This is a genomic window from Pontibacter populi (assembly GCF_019336435.1).
Classification (GTDB): domain Bacteria; phylum Bacteroidota; class Bacteroidia; order Cytophagales; family Hymenobacteraceae; genus Pontibacter; species Pontibacter humidus.
The window spans coordinates 469,628-486,172 of record NZ_JAHWXQ010000003.1 but is presented as its reverse complement, the minus strand read 5'-3'; the positions used below and the strand labels follow the sequence as shown (position 1 = coordinate 486,172).

Below are 16,545 nucleotides of genomic sequence, written 5' to 3'. Positions count from 1 at the left end.
AGACCAAACCTGTAAAACTGGTTCAGATTCAGGTGGTTGTATAAGTGGCATAATTATAGTTTATTTAGCTGTTATAGAACTAAATGTATGCAATTATCAAAAGCTTCTGTACTTGTAGTAGATGATGATACCGATGTGCTGACCGCCGTACGGATGTTGTTAAGACCCCTGGTAAAAGAGATCATCACGGAAAAGAACCCGGAGCAGATTCAGTCGCTGCTGAGTACTAATGCTTTTGATGTGGTGCTGCTGGACATGAACTATAAGAGTGCCTTGAATACCGGCAACGAAGGCTTGTACTGGCTGAAGAAGATAAAAGAGCATCGCCCGCAGACTGCTGTGATCATGATAACGGCATACGGCGACATAGACTTGGCCATCCGCTCACTAAAAGAAGGCGCCCTTGATTTTGTGGTAAAACCCTGGCACAACGAGAAGTTACTGAGCATAATAACAGATGCAGTTGCTACCAAAGGCACCGATAAAAAGGCTCCCCCCCAAACTATAGATAAAACGCTTGCCGGTCCTGAACTGCTCGGCGAGTCAGAAGTGATGCAGGATATTCTGCTCAAGATCAGGAAAGTAGCGCCAACAGATGCCAATATCCTGATACTGGGCGAAAACGGCACTGGCAAAGAGCTCATCGCGAAAGCCATACAACAGCACTCTACCCGTAAAAACAAGCCTTTTGTAAAAGTGGATGTGGGTGCCCTTACCGAGTCGTTGTTCGAGAGTGAGTTGTTTGGTCACAAAAAAGGAGCCTTTACCGATGCCCGCGAAGACCGCGCCGGCCGTTTTGAAGCAGCAGATGGCGGTACTATTTTCCTGGATGAGATAGGCAATATTTCGTTGCACCAGCAGGCCAAATTACTGAGTGTGTTACAGAACAGGCAGGTAATACGATTGGGTTCTAATGAGCCCACCAATATAGATGTACGGCTGCTTTGGGCCACAAACGTACCCTTAAGCGAACTGGCCAATGAATCCCGTTTCCGGAAAGACCTGGTGTACCGCATTAATACAGTAGAGATTATGGTGCCGCCGCTTCGCAAGCGTGGCAATGATATTATACTGTTGGCAAAGCACTTTATGGACGTGTATGCCACCAAATACATGCGTTCTGTGCCGGACCTTTCCAAATCAGCTATCGACAAGTTGATGCACTACCATTACCCGGGCAACGTGCGCGAGCTGCAATACGCCATTGAACGCGCCATTATCATGGGCGACAGCCCTGTGCTGGAAGCCCAGGACATATTGTTCTCCCCTATCGAAAGTGCTCCGGCACCTGAGTCGGCTGTATTACAATCTAACCTGGGTGAACTGGAAAAAGCAACTATAAACCGCGTGCTCGAGAAGCATCATGGCAACCTTACAAAAGCAGCCAAAGAGTTAGGCATTACGCGCACCGCATTGTACCGACGGTTAGGCAAGTATGACATTTAAGACATTCGAAGGTCGGCTTACGCTACGGGTGCTACTGCTCCTGCTCACACTCAGTGCTCCGGCTATAGTTGTGGTAAATGGCTGGGCAGAAGCACTGGTATTTCTGGTTCCTTTGCTGATCTATCAGGTCTACGAACTTATTAGTTTCTCCAAAAAAGCGCAGGACGAATTTAACCAGTTTGTGGAGTCGGTGCATTACCGCGACTTCTCCCGGTTTTTTAACGAAACGCATTCCCCGGTGGAGCTGGAAGTATTGCGAAAAGGCTTTAACGAGATCAACTCCACCTTTAAAGCCCTGAGCAAAGAAAAGGAATCACAGTTTCAGAACCTGCAGCAGGTAATTGCGCTGGTAAACACGGGTATCCTAACGTATGAACTGGAAAGTGGCGAAGTAGTGCTAATGAATGATTCGCTGAAGAAATTACTGCACCTGCCGCACATGCAAACAGTACAGTACCTTGCCAGGCGCGACCAGGAACTGTATGAAGAAGTGCTGAAGCTACAGCCAGGCCACACCAAAATTACCACGGCGCACACTACTTATTTAGAGAAAGCTTCTTTTAAATTACTATTATCTGCAACGGGTTTCCAAAACGAAGGACTCAACTATAAACTGGTAGCTTTCCAGAATGTGAGTGAGGCGCTGGACGAAACAGAATCGCAGGCCTGGCAAAAGCTGCTGAACGTAATGACGCATGAGATAATGAACTCGGTGGCTCCTATCTCGTCGCTGGCCGATACGCTGAAGAACCGACTAAAGGAATCAACTGTACAGGGCATTTCGCACGATGACCTGGAAGACCTGAAGGTGGGTGTTGAAACTATAAAACGCCGCAGCCAGGGACTTTTACGCTTCGCCGAAACCTACCGCAGTCTAAGCAAGATCACCAAACTAAACCTAGAAGCCGTGTATGTGCAGGAGCTTTTCAGCAACTTAAAGCAATTAATGCAGCCTACCCTCGACCAGAAAAACATCCAGCTTAGCATCGCCCTTAAAGACACAACTATAGCGCTGCAAGCCGATACCAATTTACTGGACCAGGTGCTGATAAACTTACTAGTAAATGCGATCGAAGCAGTAAAAGATCAGCCCAATCCGGAGATAACTCTAACGGCTTATACAGATAATGAGAACAAGACAGTTATCAAGGTAATGGATAACGGTACAGGCATGTCGAAAGAGGTTCAGGAAAAGATCTTTATTCCATTTTTCAGCACTAAAAAGCAGGGCAGCGGTATCGGGCTGAGCCTTTGTAAACAGATCGTTTTGCTGCATCGCGGTTCTATACAGGTACAATCCGAAGAGGGAGAAGGCACTGCTTTTTCGTTGCGATTTGGGTAACTACTATAGTTGTCCGGTAACTACGATACTATAGCTTGTATTTTACAACCGAAGCTGGCGTAACTACCCTGATGGTCTGCATGGTTTTCGCGTTCAGCAATTCTACTTTCCCTGCTCTGCGAAGCTGTTCTATGACGGTAATATAGTTCTCCCGGCTATAGTTGGTATTCACGCTATCCAGTTCATAAATCGTCTCCACCGACTTGTATTTATAGCTAGCCGCATTCTCCAGTATCCGATCTGTCAGGTCAGGTAAACTATAGTCTGGAACCAGCTCAAACAAGGCAAGCTGCGACTGCGGAAATTCATTAGCTATAAATGTTGGTATTCCGTCTGGCTGCCATGTACTATAGGGCAAGAGCATCTCTTTAAAACTTCTGTAAGCCCGGCTACATGGAGAAGCAAAAAGCAGGTAATGTTCCGGCTCTTCTATACCCGGCAGGTTTACCTTGAAAAGCAGCGTGTAATGTTCCTGGCTGTTTAACAAGCTGATAAACCTGTCGAGCATGAACTGTTGCCGCCTGGTTTTGCTTTTTTCCTTTCTGCTATAGTTGCCGATGTCCTGCAGCTGCTCCCCGAAAAAAGCATTTATTGCTGCATTTACCTTTTTGCCGCCTACAGCTTTTGTAATATTATCCGGGCGCAGTAGCATAAACAGGTCTGACTGCCGGTTGGCAACAGCTTGCAGTAAAACCTGTGACGTAAAAATACTCTCAAACGGATCCAGGAAAATAAGGGAAGGAGTACCAGTATTTAAATGCTCTGTAAGTTGTGCTTTACTTTCGGCATCAGCAAGCAATACTGGCGGATGAACTAGGTCGCTATAGTTAGGGTGCGTCTGCAGGGCCTCTGCTGCCTGTTCCAGGGCAACTTTGCTTTTGGTGTAAAAGAAGGTCAGCAACTTTTCATTCAGGGTCGGCCTTTTGATAATGCTTTTGAGGTAGTGGAAGGTGTTGTTATTTAGGAATGTAGATACGGTTTGCGCGCCTTGCTCCTCTCCTGCCTGCAAATCCAGGAACAGCATAGTTTCACTGGCTTTCTCTTTGAGTTTACCCAGGCAGCCGGCACTCCGGTTTTCGAAGTATTTACCGAATAGCTCCTCTTTTATTTCCGTAAAACTGCGACTTTCTTTAAAAAAATCGTTGGGTTCTGCTGCAGACATAGGGTAATACTACGTGGCAAACTATAAAGCCACTAATGCGCTTTTAATTCAGGTGTAATGTTTCGCTAACTATAAACCATTAAAATCTATAGTTCTGAAGCTCTTTACGGTTAACAAAACACTAAATTACTTAGTACTTTTTTAAATAAGACTAAAGTCATTAGCTTTTATTTATACACATTTCCGGTTCTGCAGCTCAAGGCATTTTATTTATCCAAACTATAGCACCTGACAGTCAAAGCATTAAAAAAATAAAACATGTTTTAGAAGCTACCAGGCAACAATTGTAACTTTTTTATTGTATATTGTAAATAATAATGAACGCATATGCCGCTTAATATGTAGTAGGTATATCATAACAAAAATCACAATATGAATAACGGAATAGTAAAATTCTACAATGACCTGAAAGGGTTCGGTTTCATTAAAGAGACAAATTCAGATCAGGAGTACTTCGTACATGCCTCAGGCCTTGTAGATGAGATCAGAGAAAACGACGAAGTGGTTTTCGAACTGCAGGAAGGACGTAAAGGCTTAAATGCAGTTAACGTAAAACGCGCTTAGTTTTAACTATAGCTCACCAGGAAAAGCCTTACCCAAGTGGTAAGGCTTTTTTTATGGCTACCGCAGTTAAATCGCTGCATTTAATTAATTGTTAACCAAATACATACAAAGTGAACAGAAAATACCTAGTTGATACCGAAACACACGAATATCTTTGCATCGCTCTTAAAAAAGGACCGGACTGGGTTCCTAATAACCAGGCAGTTTTACCGGGCTTTATGAGTACCCGTACCCCGGAAACCGAAACAGACTCTGTGCTGATCTCCGGCGAGTTTAACGACAATGTATTCTTTGAAAAATGGATACGTAACGGAACAAACGTTCTGTTTCAATACTAACCAACCTTGTGTAAAGTGCTTCGGAATCTTAACCGTTGTTGTTAAGAGTGATCAAAAGCACGGCTGCCCTCCTCTTTCCGGGAAACTATAGTTAGCCGGATGGTCAGCATTATTTTACGTATTAAGCAGCACCCTTCATGAACATGAACGGATCAAAAACGATACAGCAACTTATAGAGCTGAATGATGAACTGGAAAACTATTTCAGAAACACAATTATACCACAGCTTTTTGTTGATGCTAACTTAATACTCCGCAAATTCACGCCGCCGGCCATGAAGCAATTCAGCTTCACTCCTGAGCATATCGGGAGGCCTATGCAGGAGATGGTCAATCACATCCGGTACTCTACTATAGTTGAGAACATCAACTCGGTAATTGAATCCGGAGAGATCTTCGAAAAAGAGATCCAGACAACTGACAGGCGCTGGTTCCAGATGAACATTATCCCCTATCTTATAAAAAAAGAAAACAGGGCGAATGGCGTCATCATCACGTTTGTTGATATCACTGACCGGATGAAAGTGCTCAAGCAACTGGAAAAGTTAAATGCGTCGCACGAAACTTTTATCTATGCTGTTTCACATGATCTGAAAGCGCCTTTGGCAAACATTGAGGGATTGGTGGAACAACTGAAGGTAACATCTGCCGAGCTAATGGCGAATTGCGACGAAGATAATCACGAGCAGGAAATGATCGCTAAGATGCTGGACTCCTCTGTGAATAGAATGCGCACGATCTTAAACGAGTTGTCTGAAATTGCGAAGATCGAAGGTAACTATAAAGAAATAGCTGAAACCGTTTCGTTCGAAGCTATCCTGAATGAAGTAGAGCTAACTATAAAAGATCGTATTGTAAATAGTAATGCCAGCATCACCTATGAACTGGGTGTTGCAACTATAGAAACCTCTCCTAAAAACCTGAGAAGCATCCTCTATAACCTTCTCAGCAATGCTATTAACTACCAGGCACCGGGCCGCCCTCCGGAAATAGTTGTTAAAACTGAGGAAAAAGAAGAATACGTAATGCTCTCGGTGAAGGACAATGGTCTGGGCATAGCTGAAGACAAGATAGACCTTTTATTTGCCCCTTATACACGCTTTACAAAAGATAGAGAAGGTACCGGCATCGGCCTTTACCTTATAAAAAAGCTTGTCGAAAATACGGGCGGCAGTATCTCTGTAAACAGTAAACTAAATCACGGTACCGAGTTTGTCATTTATCTCAAACCTATAGTTCAGGAGTCATAGTTTGTAATCGGACCTGTTTATTGTTCAAGGCATTAGCTTTCAACTACGTGATTTAGAGCCACCACTTACCTCAAAGGCACTATTCAAACTATAATCTATTCTATATCAGGTTATTCCAGTTTTAATATAGCTTCGTGCGTATACTATAAACAGGATAATAGAATATACCTTTTCCTTAAAATATGACTTACAAAAACATTTTATTTTCGCTGATAACAGGATTTTTATTGTTGGCAGCAACACAATCTTTCGCCCAGAACACTCCTACTATAGAAGAGCAGAAAAAAGAACAGGAATTCGCTAAAGAGAAAAAAATACGGGACGAAATACGCTTACAAAATGCCAAAGAATTAAAAGCAGACACAAAAGCAAATGCTAAGATTACTGAGGCGAAAGCGAAGGAAGCAAAACGAATTGATAAGGAGGCATCCTATGCCGCAAAACAGGCAAAACGGGCAGCTGCCATGGAAGCCAAAGCACAACGCAACCGTGCTGATGCAGATAAACAAGCCATAAAATCGGCTAAGGCTAATAAGAAGGCCGGTAACAATTAATTTACCACTACAGTCAAACTATAGTAAGGCGTAGGCGCTAACATAGTTGCCTTTGAAGCTCCAAACCGTGTCTTAGTAGTGAGGACTTATGCTAAACGGATACATTATGGCACATACCCGAAACATCTATTGAATAGTAACATGGTTTACTATGAGCCGGAGCTCTGGAGTGGTGTAGCAACTATACACACGTAACAAACTAAGGTTTAAAAAGCAGTAGAACATTCGGTTAAAAGTCACGGATAATCCGTCAGACATGAAAGAGAAACACGGTCCTGGGATCGCGTTTCTCTTTTGCGTTTATATGGATTTACAGCAGCATCAACGTGCTTTAGCAAAAGCCGTACTACCTGAGAACTATAATCCCAACACAGAAAACAACGAAACGATGGCTAAGAAGAAACCGATCGCAATTTTAGTTCATGGTGGCGCAGGACCGGACTCAGATCACATACATGAAAACAAAAAAGGCTATGAAAAAGGAATACAGGAAGCGGTAGATGCCGGCTATAAAATACTCGAAGATGGCGGCTCAGCAGTAGATGCAGTAGAGGCAGCAGTGAAAACACTGGAAGATAATCCCCTCTTTAATGCCGGCAGAGGATCTGCCCTGAATGCAAGCGGGGAAGTGGAAATGGATGCGGCCATTATGCGAGGTAGCGACCAGGCTTCCGGGGCAGTGGCTCTGGTCCGGAACATCCGCAACCCAGTATCGCTGGCAAAAGCTGTAATGTTGAACACTAAATATAGATTCCTGGGGGATATGGGAGCCCTGGAATATGCCAAGAAAATAGATATCCGGATGGAGCCCTCTTCTTACTTTATAACCGAGCACCAATTCGATGCTTTCTCTAAAAAGCGGGAAGAAGAATTTACAAGCAGTGACAGAATTGGCCTGGACGAACTGAACGCACGCATACATGGCACCGTCGGGGCTGTGGCCCTGGACCGGGAAGGCAACCTGGCAGCAGCAACCTCAACGGGAGGTACTGAAAATAAAAAGATGGGCCGCATTGGCGACAGTTGCCTGATCGGGGTTGGCTGTTATGCTAAAAACAAGACCTGCGCTATATCTGGTACAGGTGATGGCGAAGTGCTGATAAAGAACGTGATTGCCTATGATATTTCAGCGTTAATGGAATACAAAGGACTAACCTTACAAAAAGCCTGCGAAACGGTGGTGCTGGAACGAGTAAAACCGGAAGAAGGCGATGTAGGTGTAATAGGGGTTGATCCGCAGGGAAATATTGCGCTCGTATTTAACAGCGACCGCATGCACAGAGGCTGGAGAACAACCTCTAACCAACGTGGCGTTGAGATCTATAATAAGAAGTAAAAACTACTTGTTCTATAGTTTAAACTATAAGCCCTATAGTTAACCTAAAACCGTAATATCATAACTATATGTTAAGCCGCTCTCTACTGCTGAAGAGCGGCTTTTCTATTTGATTGTTCACCCTGGGTTAGCAGTTTTGCTTCACTCTTCTAAAGTTCTTTCTTCAGCTCGGCGCTAACTATAATCTGCTTATAATCAGCATACTCGCTAAAATAAACAACTGTAAAATCCGGCTATTTGTAGTGAAAACCAACCTGTTAGTATAATTCATTTTTTAAAGTGAGATGCTATTTTTTACTTACAGGTATACTAACATATCTGCCACTTCACTACCCACTAAAACTATGTTAAAGAACCAGTACCTGCTCATGCTGCTTATCCGTCTGTTCCTGGGATATATCTTTTTCTCGGCTGGCATCTGTAAACTCACGCACGGCAACTTCGGGCAACTGATTGGGCCACCGTGGCTGGAAGAAGCACTGGCAAAACATGGCTTGGGATTGTTTGCCAGGATAGTGGCCATTAGCCAGGTAATTTGCGGAACGCTGCTTTTATCGCAACGCTATAGTTTACTTGGGACTGTAATGCTGGTGCCCATGAATGTTGCCATCCTGGCCGTTACCATATCCATGGATTGGCAGGGCACGCCGTATGTAAATGCTGTTTTCCTGTTACTTAACCTGGTGTTGCTTGGCCTGGAACACCGTAAGTTCCTGTTCCTGCTGCAACCTGATAGAGAGCACAAAACCACACCTGCCATTACCGACACGATAGGCCAGCATAACTATAGTTGGATGGGGATCGGGTTTTGTACGCTTACCCTGCTGATGACTTCTGTGAGCTATACCCTAACCAACCTGGCGGCATTGCTGGCATTTATAAGTTTTGCTGTAACTATAGTTCGATCGGGTCTTCTCACCAGACTGGATGCAGCACTTATAGTTCTTCCTTTTGTTGCTATGATCTTACTGACCTTCGGTGATTTGCATGCACAGATACGGATTGCCCTGGTAGTTATAGTTGGCGTAGAAGCCATATTACTGTGTTACCGTTTGTACTTGGGCTCACGCGATAAGACCAGCATAGAAGTAGCTTCAGCTGCTGCTACTAACTAACCTATAGTTGACTAACAGGCTACAGGATAATTCATAAAAGATTATCAGAAACCAGCGCAGTCTGCCGGCGGAATGTTGACGCCACCTGCTTGGTTATAAACCACGGATGCACCGGTATGCCCTACGTAGACCAGGAAACCGGAACCTGCCAGCATTAGCAGCAGTACTATAACCTGCAACAGGGCTGGCTTAAACTTCAGCAACTGAAAACGCAAAGCCAGTTCCAGAGCAGTAGCTCCCGTAAAAATGTAGGCCAGGTTAAAAGCAGCTATTTCGTGATCTTTTAAAACAGTGGGGTCACATAGTTTGCGGGCTACAATACTTTCTGCCAGGCTACCGGTATACACACTAACCCAGGCAGCCAGGAAGCCAATATAAAGCAAATAGGCTCCGGCCCGTTGCCAGAACCCTTGCTGCTGCTCACGCAAAAGTACGGCTACTACCTTTACGATAGTAGCCAGTAATAATATAGCGACAGGGAAGTGTACCGTGAGCGGGTGCCAGACCTCTGTTCGCCAGAAGCTTTGATCGATCATGTTATTCCAGGATACGAACAGCAACTGGTTCTAAACGCTGACCAACTTTGTTTACTTCTACCTCTACCTTCTGGCCTTTCTGTAATTGATCGAACTGAACTGTTTCGCCGTTTCTTGTCAGCGTCGTGTTTTCGTTAAAGTATAGCTCCAGGCGTTTGTTATCATCTGTCTTCACATAGATCTCGGTTTTTGCCGCCTCTACTTCATCAACAGTACCCTGGTAAGTGCCCGATTCCACTACGTCAGTGCCCTGCTGGCAGGCATACATAAATGGCATCAACATGAACAGAAGGGCTAAAATTGCTTTGTAATTTTTCATAGGATTTAAGTTTTTGGTTTCACTCAAATATAGTCAAATTAGTCAAACAGGTTTTAAGTATTTTGATACCATATATTTAACAAGCGATCAGGTTCACCAGGTAAACTATAGTTCAGGATGACTGAGACAACTATAGATTTCTTCATACGATAGTGCCCGATACCATCGGCAGCACAGGTACCGGTATAACCTTGCGAAGCTGATGAGGGTAAAACCTTGTACAGCACTAAAACTATGGAACACACTAAAATAGACAGTACTTACTATACCATAACCCGTGGCGACAGCCCCCTTATAGCTACGGCCATACATAGCGGGCACGAGGTGCGCCACAACATCAGTAACCTGTTTGCACTGGCAGCTGAAGAGCGTCTGCGCGAAGAAGATCCATTTACGGACCATTGGGTTGAAATAACCGATAACCGTATCATAGGGCACAATTCCCGCTTCGAGCTGGACCTGAACCGCTCCCGCGACAAAGCGATCTATATAAAACCCGAAGATGCCTGGGGCTTAAACGTCTGGAAAGATGAGCTTTCGAAAGAGTTTGCTGAAGAATCGCTGGCCCACTACGACAGGTTTTATGCCGACGTAAAACAATTGCTTACAGAAGTACAGCAAAAACACGGCTGCTTTATAGTGTACGACCTGCACAGTTACAACCATAAACGCGATGGCGCTGAAGGTCCGGCCGCTGATCCGCAGCAAAACCCGGAAGTTAACATTGGTACCGGTAACATGGACCGCCGCAAGTGGGCGCCTGTGGTTGATGCTTTTACCAACTCCCTTAAAAGTTATGATTTCCATGGCCGGCAACTGGATGTTCGTGAGAATGTAAAATTTGAAGGCGGCCACTTTATGCGCTGGATACACGACAACTTCGGGGACAACGCCTGTGTGATGAGCATTGAGTTTAAGAAATTCTTTATGGATGAATGGACCGGTAAGCCCGATTACGGACAGGTAGAAGAAATAAAGAAAGCACTGGCCCAAACTATAACACCCGTCCTTGCTGCCATGCACGAAGTGTGCCGGGTACTATAGTTACGGATCAACAAATGGCATGATCGACAGCATTACCGACCATTTTATACAGAAGATCACCAAAAGCCTGCGCCGTGGCAAGCAGGTGCACCGTCGCCTGCCCGGTGGCGGCCTGGTTTACATCGACAGGCCCCTGCCCTTCTTACTGCTCTTCCGCCACCCGGCCGGTAACCCCGACCACGCTACCGCAGACTTTGTAAAAGCATCTGCCTCTTACATTATCGCGCAGGAAGAACAGACACCGGAGCTCACCAGGCTGATTGGCAGCATAGCCGAAGAAATGGCGCATCAGTTTGATGCTTTTCTGATCCTGGAAATAAAAGCTGCACCACAGGCAACTCCCACTACCCCACTTTTCAGAATTCTTGGCCCGAAAGAGCAGTTACCAACAACTATCAGTACCCTGCAGCATGAACTGGAACAGATAAAGATCGGCGGCTTTCATAGTTCTGTAGAAACAGTATCGAACCAGGAATTACTGGAAGGCCCATTAAGCCTTTTCCCGGAAGAAAAGCTAAAGAAACATAGTTACCTGATGCTTGGCCTGGAACTGAAACCGATCTATGTAAACCAGGAAACCGGAACAGCCTACCCCTTATTGCTGCGCACCCTGCGCGAGAAAATTGCTGCCGCGATCAAGAAAACAGTCTTTGATTTTTTATCCGTACAAACATCCCACAAGCCGATCCATTTCCAGTCGCTGGGCAGACAGGCGGTTAACAGATCGGTCTGGAAAATAGACAAGCAGCTCACCAGCATCAGCGATCAGTTCCGGTTCCTGTTGCTGGTAACACCTGTCAATAACAACGAAGCCTGGGCCGAATTCAAAAAATCAAACTATAGCCAGACGCCAACCTTCTTTTACCGCCTGATGCCTGTAGATGCTGACCAGCTGAAACGGAAACTATACAATATCCCGATAGAGAAAGTAGACGACCCTACGCTGGCTTACCTTTTCCGGGACAAACGCCACGAGCTCGACAAGATGCTGACAATGCTTGCTGACCGTAACACACCGGACTTTATGTATAGCAGTATGCAACTGTTTGGTACTGTAGATGACCAGTTACTGAAAGTAGCCGAAGGAATTCTGGCTGCCATTCCTGCCTCCACCCGCGAAGCTGATGTAGAACTGATACCTGTACCCGAATTTGCAGCGCTGGCCGAGCAGGAAATTGCGTTTCTTAAAAAGCAGTATGCCGGAGTAGATTCAGGGGTAGTTGTCAGCGATGATATAGTTGGCCTTATCGTTTCGAAAGGCAGGCTACATGTAGGTACCGATGCAAAGATACCCCGACACCGCGCCCAGGCCTTGATCCAGCACGAAGTAGGCACGCACATACTTACGTACTATAACGGCAAAGCACAACCGCTGCAGCAACTATACATTGGCAGCCCGGGCTACGAAGAGCTACAGGAAGGTCTGGCAGTGTTGAGCGAATGGCTGGTTGGGGGCCTGGACCAGGAAAGAATGCGCATACTGGCAGCGCGGGTAGTTTCGGTTTACCACTTAACCAAAGGCTGCAGCTTTATTGATAATTTCCTGCGACTGAAAGAGACCTATAAATTTGACGAAGAAACGGCCTGGGATATAACGATGCGCGTGCACCGTGGTGGTGGTCTCACCAAAGATGCCGTATACCTGCGGGGCCTCATTCACCTCCTGAACTACCTCAAAGAAGGTAATGCCCTGGAACCACTCCTGATCGGAAAAATACGGCAGGATTACTTACCTATTGTGCAGGAACTCATCTACAGAAATGTGTTGCGGCCGGTGCCCTTAAAGCCGCGCTACCTGCTCGATCCAACTATAAAACCCAAGTTTGAAAAACTAAAAGAAGGCATAACAGTATTTAACTTACTATAGCCAACCACCCTGGCACACTAAACTTAGAAGCACCTCACATGAATATTGGATTCGTAGTTAACGACGTAAATACAGAAAAAGCATCTTACACCACTGTTTTCCTGGCGCAGCGCATGCATAATCTCGGGCATAATGTGTACCTGATGGGCGTGGGCGACCTGGCCTATTACCCCGATGGATATATGGGTGCAACGGCCACACAGGCCGAGGCAAATCACAAGTACAAAACACCGGCTACTTACCTGGAAGCCTTGCAAAGTGACACAGCCACCAGGGTGCGGGTAACTGCTCCTGATCTGGATGTGCTGATGCTCCGCAACGACCCGTCTGCTGAAGGCGAAGGACGCTCGTGGGCGCAGAATGCAGGTATCATTTTCGGCCAGCTAGCGCTGCATCACGGAGTTATTGTGTTAAATGATCCTACTTCGTTATCGGATGCAGCAAATAAAATGTACTTCCAGCACTTTCCAGAGGCAGTAAGGCCACGCACGCTCATTACCCGCGATAAGGAAGAGATAAAGGAATTTTTTAACGAGCAGAATAACAACATCATATTAAAGCCGCTGCAGGGTTCCGGTGGCTCGGGCGTGTTTATGGTAAAGAAGGACGATGCCACTAACCTAAACCAGATTGTGGAAGCGATCAGCAGGGATGGCTACGTAATTGCCCAGGAATATTTAACGGAAGCTACCGAAGGTGATGTGCGCCTTTTTGTAATGAACGGGGAAGCCCTGCAGCATAAAGGAAAGTATTGCGCTATCCGCAGGGTGAGCAGTAAAGACGATATCCGGAGCAACATGCACGCCGGCGGTTCTGCCGTTGCTGCCAAAGTAGATCAGCGCATGCTGGACCTGGTGGAACTGGTAAAACCAAAACTGATTCAGGATGGCATGTTCCTGGTTGGCCTCGATATAGTGGGCGATAAACTGATGGAGATAAACGTGTTTAGCCCGGGTGCTTTGCCCGATGCCAGCGAATTGGAAGGAGTAGACTTTTCAGAACCCATCATTGCCGCATTGGAGAAAAAAGTACACTATAAGAAAACCTACGGTGTACAGGTCGATAACAAAACAATTGCCATGATCTGATCAACTATAGTTTAAACACAAAAGCCACACTGTATTATTCAGCGTGGCTTTTTGCTTAAGAAACAATTACTAATTTAAACACTAACTAAACTTTCACTTTATACTAACTGTAATTGGGGCATATACGATGCACCAACCGGCACTTCATTTCCTTTTATAGTTACCTGGTGCCGTTCAATCTTGTCTATCCTGTCTTTGGCCACTATATACGACCGGTGCACCCGGATAAACTTATCTGTGGGCAGCTGTTCACTCAGTTCGTTAATGGTCATCCGCGACAATAGCTTTTTATCCTGCAACACAAAGGTTACATAGTTGCCGGCAGCTTCCATGTAGAGTATCTCCTCGTAAAAAACCTTTACCTGCTCATAACCGGTCTTCAGGAAAATATAATCTTTTACCGGCGTTGTGGTTCCGCGTAGTTGCAGAAGTTCGTGTGCCTTGTTGCATGCTTTTATAAACCTTGGCAGCGAAAAGGGCTTCAGCAGGTAATCTATCGCGTCGAGCTCAAAACTGGTAACGGCGTGCTCGGTATAGGCAGTTGTAAAGATCACCATCGGTTTTTTCTGAAGGCTAGTCACAAACTCCAGTCCCGATATATCCGGCATCTTTATATCCAGGAAGAGCAGGTCCACAGACTCATTTTGCAGGAATTCCAGCGCCTTAAAAGCATCGGTAAAGCAGGCAACCAACTCTAGATACGGCACCTTGGCAGCGTGCAGGCGCACCACTTCCAGCGCCATCGGTTCATCGTCTATTGCTATTGCTCTCATAAGTTTCAAACTATACCTGCTTTAATTTCACCCTGAAGTTACTTAAAACTATAGATCGTTTCATAATGGAGACACAAGGTATTGCGTCTGTACTTCTCCATCACTTTCTAACCTTCTAACTTCAAAACTTTCTAACTATAGTTAGTTACAAATCAAGGGTGAGGTGCACAAAGAACTCTTCCGGTGTTTCGCGGATGATCAGTTCCTTCTTGCCCGGGTAAAGCAGATCCAGGCGTTGCTTCACATTGCTGAGACCGATGCCCGACTGATCTTTTTCAGGATCCTGCTCCAGCTTCGGGTGCCTGCTGTTATATACGTCGAAATATAGCTTGCTCTGGTCAGTGTGCAGGCTTATTCTTATCCACGATTTTTCTTTCAGGCTGATGCCGTGTTTAAAGGCATTTTCTACAAAAGGGATGAGCAGCATCGGGGCAATATAGCGCTCGGCCAGCACATCTTCTATCCGGGCCTCTATCACAATGTCCGGCGACGTGGACGTACGCAGCAGTTGCAGATCGATGTAGTTGCGCATATACTCTACTTCGCGCGAAAGCAGAATTCTGGGCTGGTGATTTTCGTGCAGCATAAAGCGCATCATGTCGCCCAGCATTTGTATGCCCTGTGCAGTGCGCTCACTGTTTTCCTGCAGGGCAGTACCGTAAAGTGTGTTCAGGGCATTAAACAGGAAGTGCGGGTTTATCTGCGACCTCAGGAAGTCAAGGTTGGCATTCGATCTACCCAGTTCTTTTTTCAGCACATATACTTCTTCGTTACCTTTGGTATGGCGCTTAAATAGCACCCAGGTTACCGGCACCGTTACAGCAAGCTGGAAAAGCGTGTTAAAAAAACTAATGCCAAATGATGAGTCTTCGTGGTAAACAACCGTCATTACTACAAAAGCAATGGGCAGAAAAGCCAGAGCTAGTACAAGCAACGTCCTTAAAATATAAGACCTCAGCGGCTTTTTAGTTTTTAAGGACTTCGGTATCAGGGTGTAAAATGAAATGCAATACAGCAGTAAGGCACTAAGTGAGAAAACAGCCCATACCACTGTAATCTCCTCGCCAACATCCATGATCAGTAACAGGAACACACTTACCATCCAGAACACGAAGGCAGTAAGAGCATCACGGGTTACCATCCTGTATTTAGACTGTATTACCATGGAGTTGGAAAGCAGGTAAAGCCCCGTGAACTTGATTGCAGAATAGAATCCGAACATCAGAAACAACCAGAGGGTATGGCTGAAGCTGATCTGGAAAATCTGGCTATACGTTTCATCTTCTGTTTCAAACCTTGAGAAAAGGTAACCTTTTGTATACGTATCGAAGATGCCGATAAACAGGCTGAGAACGACGAAGGTAAGCAGGGTTATAAAGACATGTAACCATACCTTTTGCTTAGCAATAAAGCCTGGCAGAACTCTAAAGTTTAGCAGCAGAAACGACAGATAGAGCAAACTATAACGTAGCAGTTGAGGCCAGAAATAGTTCTCATAATGTTGGAAGTCATATCCAGCGTCCCGGAAGAGGTGTTCATTCGGGCTGTCGGCGGTGATCAGCGAAAACAGTGCGAAAACAAAGATAGTGGTGGCTGCCCAGAACTCTACCTTATTCCGTTGCAGCGGTTCAGCAATAAAGCTTTTCATTGTCAGATCATTCATGGATCAATGATAAGGGAAAGCGTTGAGACAAAACAGCAAATGTGATGAAAGCCCGGATGTTTGTGACGAATACTTTCTCTCCTGAAACGGAGCTATAAAATATGGTGGTAGAGGCTTTACTGGCTGTGTAAACTATAGGGTCATGGCG

At 45.4% G+C, this 16,545-nt stretch carries 16 protein-coding genes; 11 read left to right on the top strand and 5 right to left on the bottom strand.

Features of this window, described 5'->3' with window-relative positions; translation table 11 throughout:
- Window positions 1–87: 87 nt before the first annotated feature.
- Both KYK27_RS13830 and KYK27_RS13825 read left to right on the top strand, forming a co-directional pair.
- The gene (locus KYK27_RS13830) at window positions 88–1,446 is read left to right on the top strand and encodes a sigma-54-dependent transcriptional regulator (protein ID WP_199110629.1); all 1,359 of its coding nucleotides are present in this window, start codon (window positions 88–90) and stop codon (window positions 1,444–1,446) included.
- Window positions 1,436–2,788, top strand: coding sequence for a sensor histidine kinase (locus tag KYK27_RS13825; RefSeq protein WP_199110628.1), 1,353 nt, complete (start codon window positions 1,436–1,438; stop codon window positions 2,786–2,788). The genes KYK27_RS13830 and KYK27_RS13825 overlap by 11 nt, the downstream gene beginning before the upstream one ends.
- 28 nt (window positions 2,789–2,816) lie before the next feature.
- On the opposite strand, the gene KYK27_RS13820 is transcribed toward KYK27_RS13825, so the two are convergent.
- Window positions 2,817–3,950 carry a hypothetical protein gene (locus tag KYK27_RS13820; protein ID WP_199110627.1) on the bottom strand — a complete coding sequence of 378 codons (1,134 nt, stop codon included), beginning with the start codon at window positions 3,948–3,950 and terminating at the stop codon, window positions 2,817–2,819.
- Between the two features lie 372 nt (window positions 3,951–4,322).
- On the opposite strand from KYK27_RS13820, the gene KYK27_RS13815 reads away from it, so the two are divergent.
- The 6 genes from KYK27_RS13815 (at window position 4,323) to KYK27_RS13790 (ending at window position 9,107) form a co-directional block, all read left to right on the top strand.
- The gene (locus KYK27_RS13815; protein WP_199110626.1) at window positions 4,323–4,514 is read left to right on the top strand and encodes a cold-shock protein; all 192 of its coding nucleotides are present in this window, start codon (window positions 4,323–4,325) and stop codon (window positions 4,512–4,514) included.
- Window positions 4,515–4,624: 110 nt separating this feature from the next.
- Window positions 4,625–4,852 (top strand): hypothetical protein, encoded by a 228-nt coding sequence (locus KYK27_RS13810; protein WP_199110625.1) that lies wholly within the window; start codon window positions 4,625–4,627, stop codon window positions 4,850–4,852.
- A gap of 143 nt (window positions 4,853–4,995) precedes the next feature.
- A complete protein-coding gene (locus KYK27_RS13805; RefSeq protein WP_233150439.1) occupies window positions 4,996–6,102 on the top strand; it encodes a sensor histidine kinase in 1,107 nt (368 codons plus the stop codon).
- Between the two features lie 182 nt (window positions 6,103–6,284).
- The gene (locus KYK27_RS13800) at window positions 6,285–6,656 is read left to right on the top strand and encodes a hypothetical protein (RefSeq protein WP_199110623.1); all 372 of its coding nucleotides are present in this window, start codon (window positions 6,285–6,287) and stop codon (window positions 6,654–6,656) included.
- A gap of 256 nt (window positions 6,657–6,912) precedes the next feature.
- Window positions 6,913–7,992 carry an isoaspartyl peptidase/L-asparaginase family protein gene (locus KYK27_RS13795; protein WP_233150438.1) on the top strand — a complete coding sequence of 360 codons (1,080 nt, stop codon included), beginning with the start codon at window positions 6,913–6,915 and terminating at the stop codon, window positions 7,990–7,992.
- Window positions 7,993–8,336: 344 nt separating this feature from the next.
- The gene (locus KYK27_RS13790) at window positions 8,337–9,107 is read left to right on the top strand and encodes a DoxX family membrane protein (protein WP_199110622.1); all 771 of its coding nucleotides are present in this window, start codon (window positions 8,337–8,339) and stop codon (window positions 9,105–9,107) included.
- A 44-nt stretch (window positions 9,108–9,151) separates the two neighbouring features.
- Here KYK27_RS13790 and KYK27_RS13785 read toward each other — a convergent pair whose 3' ends face one another.
- Complete coding sequence (locus KYK27_RS13785; protein ID WP_233150437.1) at window positions 9,152–9,643, bottom strand: DUF2231 domain-containing protein; 492 nt, start codon at window positions 9,641–9,643, stop codon at window positions 9,152–9,154.
- A gap of 1 nt (window position 9,644) precedes the next feature.
- Window positions 9,645–9,962, bottom strand: a complete 318-nt coding sequence (locus KYK27_RS13780) for a hypothetical protein (protein WP_199110621.1) — start codon at window positions 9,960–9,962, stop codon at window positions 9,645–9,647.
- Between the two features lie 234 nt (window positions 9,963–10,196).
- Here KYK27_RS13780 and KYK27_RS13775 point away from each other — a divergent pair, with 234 nt between their 5' ends.
- Genes KYK27_RS13775 through KYK27_RS13765 form a run of 3 tightly spaced genes read left to right on the top strand, consistent with a single transcriptional unit; the run spans window position 10,197 to window position 13,961 of the window.
- A complete protein-coding gene (locus KYK27_RS13775) occupies window positions 10,197–11,006 on the top strand; it encodes an N-formylglutamate amidohydrolase (RefSeq protein ID WP_199110620.1) in 810 nt (269 codons plus the stop codon).
- A complete protein-coding gene (locus tag KYK27_RS13770) occupies window positions 10,972–12,873 on the top strand; it encodes a flavohemoglobin expression-modulating QEGLA motif protein (RefSeq protein ID WP_246594262.1) in 1,902 nt (633 codons plus the stop codon). The genes KYK27_RS13775 and KYK27_RS13770 overlap by 35 nt, the downstream gene beginning before the upstream one ends.
- 38 nt (window positions 12,874–12,911) lie before the next feature.
- Entirely contained in the window at window positions 12,912–13,961 is a 1,050-nt protein-coding gene (locus tag KYK27_RS13765) for a glutathione synthetase (protein ID WP_199110618.1), read from the top strand.
- Between the two features lie 98 nt (window positions 13,962–14,059).
- Here KYK27_RS13765 and KYK27_RS13760 read toward each other — a convergent pair whose 3' ends face one another.
- Window positions 14,060–14,734 carry a LytR/AlgR family response regulator transcription factor gene (locus tag KYK27_RS13760; protein ID WP_199110617.1) on the bottom strand — a complete coding sequence of 225 codons (675 nt, stop codon included), beginning with the start codon at window positions 14,732–14,734 and terminating at the stop codon, window positions 14,060–14,062.
- Between the two features lie 145 nt (window positions 14,735–14,879).
- Entirely contained in the window at window positions 14,880–16,397 is a 1,518-nt protein-coding gene (locus KYK27_RS13755) for a sensor histidine kinase (protein ID WP_199110616.1), read from the bottom strand.
- Window positions 16,398–16,545: the final 148 nt, after the last annotated feature.